Raw genomic sequence first — 8,197 nt, 5'->3', positions numbered from 1 at the left:
ACCGTGCTGCCAGACCTCGCGAACCAGATCGTGACATCGCGCATCCTGACTCCGCAGGATTTCCAGGATCGACTCAACGCGTTTCGCGGCGCGGCGTTCGGCATGGAACCGGTGCTCCAGCAAAGTGCCTGGTTCCGACCGCACAACCGAAGCGAAGACATCAAACACCTTTATCTCGTCGGCGCCGGAACCCATCCCGGCGCAGGCGTCCCCGGCGTGCTGTCGTCCGCACGCGTCCTCGACTCGGTGGTGCCCGATGCAGCGACATTTGCCTGAGCGCGTCGATTCGGCTCGAGATCTCGTCGCCTGTCGCGACGCTCTGCGAGCCGGTTCGAAATCCTTCGCTGCTGCGTCGCGCCTTTTGCCAGCGCGCGTCCGCGATGCCGCTACGATCCTCTATTCGTTCTGCCGCGAAGCCGACGACGCAGTCGACCTGCACGCGGGTGGCGTCGACGCTGTCGCTGAACTTCGCGCCCGGCTCGACGGGATCTATGCCGGCACACCACGCGCGTTCTCGACGGACCGCGCAATGGCCGACGTCGTGCGCGTGCATGCACTTCCGCGTGAACTGCTCGACGCGCTCATCGAGGGTTTCGAATGGGACGCGGGGGGGCGCCGCTACGCCACGATGGATGAACTGCAGGACTACGCCGCGCGCGTCGCCGGCACCATTGGCGCGATGATGTCGGTGCTGATGGGAACGCGATCCGCATCGGCGGTCGCACGCGCATGTGACCTCGGCGTCGCGATGCAGCTGACCAACATCGCCCGCGACGTTGGCGAAGACGCACGCGCAGGGCGTCTGTACCTGCCACTCGATGCATTGCACGCAGCCGGCATCGATTCGGAGCGCTGGCTGGTGAAGCCCGAGATCAACGATGGTGTGCGTGCGGTGATCCGGAACGTTCTGGGCGTGGCCGAGGCACTGTACGCGAAGGTCGATTCCGGGGTCGCCCAACTCGCGCCCGAATGTCGGCCGGGCATCAATGCGGCGCGCTTCATCTATGCGGAGATCGGCCGCGTCGTCGCGAATTCCAACTACGACTCGGTCTCGCGGCGAGCGATCGTTTCCCGGAGGCGCAAGGTGTGGCTGCTCGGACGCGCATGGGTTGCAGGAACCCGCCTGCGTGCCGGCGGCGATGACGGGCCGCTTGCTGCGACGCGTTATCTGGTCGACGCGGTGACGATGGCGACATTTCCCGACGCCGAGAGGACAGCGGCATCCAGTCTTCCGTGGTGGCACGTGCGCTCGCGCGCGTTGTGGTTGCTCGATTTGTTCGAGCAGATGGAACGCCGTGAGCGTGCAGCATCGTTGCATGGCTTGATGGAAGCGGGTCTGCGCCGCTGACGCGCGCTGTTCGATGACCAGCAGCCTCGCGGGACTTCTTGAAATGGCGCTGGTGTTTGGCGGCGTGCTCGCGTTGTTGCTGTGGGAGCTGTTCTCGGTGCGACGGTCGCAGAAACGCGATTCGGCGTCCGCCAGGGTGAGAGGGAAACAGCGCGATCCGCCTTGATCCGGCCAACCGCATGGAGTACCCAGCGACGGTTTTGATCAACGTCGATTTGAACGGGGCATCCGGAACGGCAGCATCGCCTGCACGATCGGCATGCGGAAGCGCCGCAGATCGAGCGACTCGTGCACGCTCGCTACCGATTGGCCCAGCACGCGCGATCGGATCACCGAACGGGCGTAGAACGGCGCGTCCTGCAGGCTGCGGTCGACGTGGGCGATTCCGTCGTCGGATCGGGTTGCGCGTTCGATGCGCCATCCGCTGCGGGGCAGCACTGCGCGTTGCGGCGGTTCGAAGGGATGCGCGCGAGCATCGCGATCGAACGCGATTGCAAGATGGCTTTCGCCGCCGTCGCGCGCCAACACGTCGTAAAGAACTGCGGTGCCGCCATCGCGCAGCGCTGCGCGCGACCAGGTCCAGCGCTCGAGGCTGGTCTCGAGCGGTTCGCTGCCCTGATTGGAATCGAGATAGCCGGTGCCGGACCAGCGAACGTTCGGAGACTGCAGCTGGACCTCGACACGCGCGGACGGAGCAATGGGTGCCCAGCGATGACGACCCTCCGCGTCGAGAGCGAAAGACTGCTGCGCCAGCGCCTGTGGAATCACCCGCACCTGGCCGCGAATGCGTGACGGCAAAGGCGCGGTGATCTCGTCGAGATCGAACGTGAGGACACCGGCCGACCAGTGCATCGCGCTCGGTCCGATTACAAGACTCGACGTTTCCTGCCGCAGGCTTGCGCGGCCGCGCTCGGTCATTGCCCAGCGAGTGGCCGTCGGTCCACGCAGCGCAATGTTCATCGCGCAATGACCCCGTGGGTCCACCGTCGCTCCGCGCCTTCGCGCCCATGCGTAGTACGGCGAGAATACGCTGCCGATGAACGCGATCAGGGTCATCGCGCTGCGGCCGTCATCACTCAGCGCGTCGACGTACCACCAGGCATAGCCATTGGATGGAACGAGCGTATCGAAGCGAAGTCCTTCAGAAGGCGCGCCGCTGCCAGTCGTCCCGACAGCGTCGCCATCGGGACTCCCGGACCCGGATGCGTGCTCCCTCCCGCCAGATAAAGGCCGCGCAGGCGACTCGTCGATCCCGCCCGATTGAACGACGCCATCCATCCGTGTGACGCCGGCCCGTACAGCGCCCCGCCGGTCGCTGGAAACAGGCGATTGAAGTCCGTCGGCGTCACCACCCGGGTCGCCTCCGGTTCCGGCACCACATCGAGGCCACAACGCGCGAGGAGTCCAAAGCTGCGTTCTTCGCATGATCGTATCTCGCGGGTTGTGTAAGCGTGCGTGTCGCCATTCGCGGGAGCGTTGACCAGACACAGCAGCCGTTCCGGCGTTCCAGTGTGGGGCATGTCGTTGTCGTCGCGGTCCTGCGCGCACACGTAGACGGTCGGCTCCGACGGCACCTGCGCGCGGCCGAAGATGTCGGAGAACTCGCGCGCGTAGTCGGTCGAGAAGAACACGTTGTGACGCTGCAGCGGAAAGCCGCTCGTGCGCGCCTGCATCAGCCAGGTGATGGCTGAGAGTGATCGCGTGGTCGCCCTCGACGCCGGAACGGCGCGCGCCGCCGCCGCGCCGAAAGCACCAGAGGTGAGCGCGGCGCTGTCCGCATTGACGACGACCGCATCGGCGCCGATCCGCTCGCCACCCTGCAACGTGATGCCCTCCACCCGTCCGCGTTCGGCGTGGATTTCCGCGACCTCGGCATCGAAGCGGAACGTTGCGCCAAACCGTTCTGCCGCTCGCTGCACCGCGAGCGCCAACTGGTGCATGCCGCCCTTCACGTACCACACGCCGTCCTGCTCGACGTGCGCGACCAGCATCAATGTTGCGGGTGCCAGAAACGGTGATGAGCCGCAATAGGTCGCGTAGCGTGCGAACAGTTGCTGCAACCTGGGATCGCGGAAGTGCTTGCCGAGTGCCGGCCACAGCGTCGTGAATGGCGAGATGCGCAGCAGATCGCCAAATCCGCGCACACCGGCGTTGCGCATCAGTCCGAGCGGGCCCGTGCGTGCGCTGCGGATGAAAGGCTTTTCGAGTGTGGTGTAGATCTTGCGCGCGCGTTGCGTAAATTCGCGGTAGTGACGTCCCTCGTCTGCGCCCGCGAAGATCGAGATCGCATCGACGGTTTGCTGCAGATCGGCATGCAGATCCAGTCGAGATCCATCGCACCAGGCGTGGCGCGCCAACGTCTGTGCCGCGTCGAGATGGACGACGTCGGCGAAATCCAGGCCGACCGATTCGAACAAGGCTTCGAACACCCAGCGCATCGTGAAGACCGTGGGTCCGGCATCGATCCCGGCACCCCCGACGTCGACCGTTCGCATTTTTCCGCCAGGGCCGGATGCGCGTTCGAGCACGGTCACGTCGGCACCGGAGGCCGCCAGTTCCAGCGCCGCCGCCAACCCGCCGATTCCGGCGCCGATGACGACTACCCGTGGCGCATGCATCGTCGAGTCCGCAACTGATTTTCCATTGACGGGTCGGAGGGGTTTGTCTAGAGTCGATGACACAATAACGCGTCAAGTCGAAATGACAAGTTCGGCGGCGCCGATCGGGACACCACGATGGATTTTGCGACGCGTATCGAAAACGCCCTGCTGGCCGCCATCGAGCCCGGCGAATCCGCGGGATGCCCGCCCGGCCTTGCCGCGGCAATCCGCTACGCAGTGTTTCCGGGGGGCGCGCGCGTCAGACCCCGATTGTGCCTGGCGGTGGCGTCTGCATGCGGAGATCCGCATCCGCGCATCGCCGATGCGGCCGCGGCGTCGATCGAGCTGCTCCATTGCGCGTCCCTGATGCACGACGACCTTCCGTGTTTCGATGACGCAACGACCCGCCGCGGAAAACCTGCCGTGCACCGCACGTTTGGCGAGCGTCTCGCCGTGCTCGGAGGCGACGCGATGATCGTGCTGGCATTCGAATCGCTGGCGGATGCCTGCGGCGAGGCGCCGGAGCGGCTGCCACTTCTGTTGAAGATCATTGGTCGATCGGTCGGAACTTCGGGCGGGATCGTTGCCGGCCAGGCATGGGAGTGCGAGCCGCGCGCATCGCTGACGCAATACCAGCAGGCGAAGACAGGATCCTTGTTTGCTGCTGCAACCATGGCCGGTGCCGCAGCGGTTGGCGAGGCCGATTCGGAAGCCTGGCGAGCGCTGGGCGAAAAAATCGGCGAGGCCTACCAAGTCGCGGACGACATTCTCGACGTAACCGCATCGGCGAGCGAAATTGGCAAGCCGGTTGGGCGTGACGCGGCGCTCGGACGGCCAAGTGTGGTGGCACTTCTCGGACTCGACGGCGCCATCGCCAGCCTCAAGCGGCTGGTCGCCGAGGCCACCGATTCGATTCCCGCGATTCCCGCCGCCGATGCGCTGCGTGCGGTGATCTTTGCGCAGGCGCAGGGACTCTTGCCGCGGGATCTGCGTCAGGCGGCGTGATGCATCGTTCGCTGACATCGAGGGCGATCGAGGTGCAGTCAGGCTGGTTCGAACGGCTGCAGGCGTTCGGGCTCGGTCTGATGTCGAATCCGCGCTTCCGGCGCTGGGCCGCTGCATTTCCGCTGACCCGCCCCATCGCACGCCGGCGAGCACTTGCGCTGTTCGACTTGTGCGCCGGCTTCGTCTATTCGCAGGTCCTGCTCGCCTGCGTCCGCCTGCGCGTGTTCGATATCCTCGCCGAAGGTCCGCAAGCGGTCGACACGCTCTCGCGGCGGCTGACACTCAGTCGTGATGCAACCTTGCGTCTGCTCGATGCGGCGGTTTCGCTTCGCCTCGTCGCCCGGCGGCGCGGCGATCGCTATGCACTCGGTGCGCTCGGCGCCACTCTCGTCGGCAACGACGCGCTGCAGTCGATGATCGAACACCACCGCATGCTCTACAACGACCTGCGCTTCCCGGTCGAGCTGTTGCGCATGCAGGTTCGTCAGGGTGAGCTCGCCCAGTACTGGCCGTACGCTCAGTCGGATCAGCCCGATCAGCTGGAGGCCCAGAACGTTGCGCGCTACAGCACGCTCATGACCGCATCGCAGCCGCTGATTGCCGACGAAGTGCTCGATGCGTATTCGATCGGCAAGCACCGATGCCTGCTCGATGTCGGTGGCGGCGAGGGTGCGTTCCTCGCAGCGGCAGCGGCGCGAGCGCCGCACTTGCGCCTGATGTTGTTCGATCTTCCCGCCGTTGCAGGACGGGCCCAGGCGCGACTTGCGGAACTGGCGCTCGCAGACCGTGCGAGCGTGCATGCCGGGAGTTTTCGGACGGATCCGTTGCCGACAGGGGCGGACGTCGTGAGCCTCGTTCGCGTCCTGCACGATCACGACGATGACACCGTGCTCGCCATTCTTGCGGCGGTGCGACGTGCGCTCCCGGACGACGGCGTCTTGCTCATTGCCGAACCGATGTCGGGTACGCGCGGCGCCGAAGCGGTGGCCGATGCGTACTTCGCGTTCTACCTGCTGGCCATGGGGAGCGGCCGAACGCGGACGCCCGAGCGACTGGGCGAACTTCTCCACCAATCAGGATTCGATCGCGGCAGGATGATCGACACCCGTTTGCCGTTGCAAACGCGGCTCCTGGTGGCCCATCCGCGATTGGTCTGACGTAAAGTCGTCAAAAAAAGTGTCAGCCGCTATTGACACAGGCAACCGTAAATCTAAACTAACGCTGAACCGGAACAGATGACGATGCGGCATAGGGCCGCATCCGCCTCAGGCGACCAGGAGAGTTTCATCAACACCACAGCCGTCGTTTTCGAGCAGCCGGGGCAATTGTCTCTGGCGACGCTCGATCTCACCCCGCCAGGGGAAGAAGACGTTGTCGTGGACATCCTGTGGAGCGGCATCAGCACCGGTACTGAGCGGTTGCTCTGGACCGGTCGGATGCCGTCCTTCCCCGGTATGGGGTATCCGCTTGTTCCCGGGTACGAATCGGTCGGACGCGTCAGCGAAGCCGGTGTGCGCTCGGGTTCGACCGTCGGCGACACGGTTTTCGTTGCAGGCGCAAAGTGCTTTGGGCCTGTGCGTGGACTGTTCGGCGGCGCTGCGGCGCGCCTCGTCGTCCCCGGTTCACGCGCTGTGCCGGTCGCCGAGCACCTCGGCGAACACGCTGTACTGCTGGCACTGGCCGCAACTGCCTACCACGCGATCTGTCCCACGGTGATCGAGCATCCCGATCTGATCGTCGGCCACGGCGTTCTCGGCCGCCTGCTGGCGAGGCTTGTCGTTGCCACGGGCGGCGCTGCACCGACGGTTTGGGAAACCAACGCGCAGCGCGCGAGCGGAGCGGAGGGCTACAGCGTGCTCGATCCAGCTGTCGACACACGCCGCGACTACCGCCGGATCTGCGACGTCAGCGGCGACTCCGCAATTCTCGACTCGGTGATCGCCCGCATGGCGCCGGGTGGCGAAGTCGTGCTTGCCGGTTTCTACAGCGATCCGTTGTCGTTTGCATTTTCACCCGCGTTCATGCGCGAGGCGCGCATCCGGGTCGCCGCCCAATGGGTCGAGTCCGATTTGAAGGCGGTCCAATCCCTTGCCGAGAGCGGACGCCTGTCGCTCGACGGCCTCATTACACACCGCGCGGAACCGGCGGATGCCGATGCAGCGTATCGCACCGCATTCGGTGACAGCGCCTGCCTGAAAATGATTCTCGACTGGAGAGCGAACACATGAGTGCTTCCGCGGACGGCCGGGAAACATTGATACCAATGCGCGTGCTCGACGACATGTTGCGCGCGGAAGCCGCGGTCCCGCTCGATCCCGTGTCGACCGGACCGGTGACCAAGGAAACGCAGATCATCGCGATCTACGGCAAGGGCGGAATCGGCAAGAGTTTCACGCTCGCCAATCTCAGCTATTCGATGGCGCAGGACGGGAAGAAGGTTCTGCTCATCGGCTGCGATCCGAAGAGTGACACGACCTCTCTGCTGTTTGGCGGCCGGGCGTGTCCGACGATCATCGGAACGTCGTCGAAGATGAAGCTCGCGGGCGAGCAGGTGAAGATCGGCGATGTCTGCTTCAAGCGCGACGGCGTCTTCGCAATGGAGCTCGGTGGTCCGGAGGTGGGTCGCGGCTGCGGCGGCCGCGGCATCATCCATGGTTTCGAAACACTCGAAAAGCTCGGCTTCCACGAGTGGGGTTTCGACTACGTGCTGCTCGATTTCCTCGGCGATGTGGTCTGTGGAGGCTTCGGCCTGCCGATTGCGCGCGACATGTGCCAGAAGGTGATCGTGGTTGGCAGCAACGATCTGCAATCGCTCTATGTTGCGAACAATGTGTGTTCGGCAGTCGAATATTTCCGCAATCTCGGCGGCAACGTCGGCGTCGCGGGTATCGTGATCAACAAGGATGACGGCACCGGTGAAGCCGCTGCGTTTGCCGAAAAAGTCGGCATTCCGGTGCTTGCCGCCATTCCTGCCAACGACGACATCCGTCGCAAGAGCGCGAGCTACGAGATCATCGGCAGACCGGGCACGCAATGGGCGCCGCTGTTCCAGACGCTGGCCGACAACGTCGCGTCTGCGCCGCCGATGCGTCCGAAGCCGCTCAGCCAGGATGAACTGCTAGGGCTTTTCTCCGGCGATGTCGTCGGGCGCAATGTCGTGCTGACTCCGGCGACCGAGTTCGACATGTGCGGTCGAACCGAAATCAGCAAGCCTTCGCTTGAAGTCGTCTACGAGACTGTCTGA

At 65.0% G+C, this 8,197-nt stretch carries 9 protein-coding genes; 7 read left to right on the top strand and 2 right to left on the bottom strand.

All coding sequences use genetic code 11. The annotated features are described in order from the left end of the window. From ABIV12_RS11785 to ABIV12_RS11775, 3 genes are all read left to right on the top strand, one after another. On the top strand, positions 1 to 276 hold a 276-nt coding region (locus tag ABIV12_RS11785; protein WP_348059481.1), incomplete at its 5' end, for an FAD-dependent oxidoreductase. Then, positions 257 to 1,348, top strand: a complete 1,092-nt coding sequence (locus tag ABIV12_RS11780) for a phytoene/squalene synthase family protein (protein WP_348059479.1) — start codon at positions 257 to 259, stop codon at positions 1,346 to 1,348. The genes ABIV12_RS11785 and ABIV12_RS11780, both read left to right, overlap by 20 nt. A gap of 13 nt (positions 1,349 to 1,361) precedes the next feature. Then, complete coding sequence (locus ABIV12_RS11775) at positions 1,362 to 1,514, top strand: hypothetical protein (RefSeq protein WP_348059477.1); 153 nt, start codon at positions 1,362 to 1,364, stop codon at positions 1,512 to 1,514. A gap of 38 nt (positions 1,515 to 1,552) precedes the next feature. Here ABIV12_RS11775 and ABIV12_RS11770 read toward each other — a convergent pair whose 3' ends face one another. Beyond that, the gene (locus ABIV12_RS11770) at positions 1,553 to 2,404 is read right to left on the bottom strand and encodes a hypothetical protein (protein ID WP_348059474.1); all 852 of its coding nucleotides are present in this window, start codon (positions 2,402 to 2,404) and stop codon (positions 1,553 to 1,555) included. A 20-nt stretch (positions 2,405 to 2,424) separates the two neighbouring features. Further along, positions 2,425 to 3,966 carry a 1-hydroxycarotenoid 3,4-desaturase CrtD gene (crtD, locus tag ABIV12_RS11765; RefSeq protein ID WP_348059470.1) on the bottom strand — a complete coding sequence of 514 codons (1,542 nt, stop codon included), beginning with the start codon at positions 3,964 to 3,966 and terminating at the stop codon, positions 2,425 to 2,427. A gap of 117 nt (positions 3,967 to 4,083) precedes the next feature. Here crtD and ABIV12_RS11760 point away from each other — a divergent pair, with 117 nt between their 5' ends. From ABIV12_RS11760 to ABIV12_RS11745, 4 genes are all read left to right on the top strand, one after another. Next, complete coding sequence (locus ABIV12_RS11760) at positions 4,084 to 4,953, top strand: polyprenyl synthetase family protein (RefSeq protein ID WP_348059468.1); 870 nt, start codon at positions 4,084 to 4,086, stop codon at positions 4,951 to 4,953. Further along, positions 4,953 to 6,110: a methyltransferase gene (locus ABIV12_RS11755; RefSeq protein ID WP_348059466.1), complete on the top strand. Its 1,158-nt coding sequence runs from the start codon at positions 4,953 to 4,955 to the stop codon at positions 6,108 to 6,110. Before ABIV12_RS11760 ends, ABIV12_RS11755 begins: the two co-directional genes overlap by 1 nt. An 84-nt stretch (positions 6,111 to 6,194) precedes the next feature. Beyond that, positions 6,195 to 7,181, top strand: coding sequence for a chlorophyll synthesis pathway protein BchC (gene bchC, locus ABIV12_RS11750; protein WP_348059464.1), 987 nt, complete (start codon positions 6,195 to 6,197; stop codon positions 7,179 to 7,181). Beyond that, complete coding sequence (locus tag ABIV12_RS11745; RefSeq protein WP_348059462.1) at positions 7,178 to 8,197, top strand: chlorophyllide a reductase iron protein subunit X; 1,020 nt, start codon at positions 7,178 to 7,180, stop codon at positions 8,195 to 8,197. The genes bchC and ABIV12_RS11745 overlap by 4 nt, the downstream gene beginning before the upstream one ends.

Source organism: Dokdonella sp., assembly GCF_039926425.1.
GTDB lineage: Bacteria > Pseudomonadota > Gammaproteobacteria > Xanthomonadales > Rhodanobacteraceae > Dokdonella_A.
The sequence above is the reverse complement of the archived record's forward strand: the minus strand, read 5'-3'. Positions and strand labels throughout refer to the sequence as shown.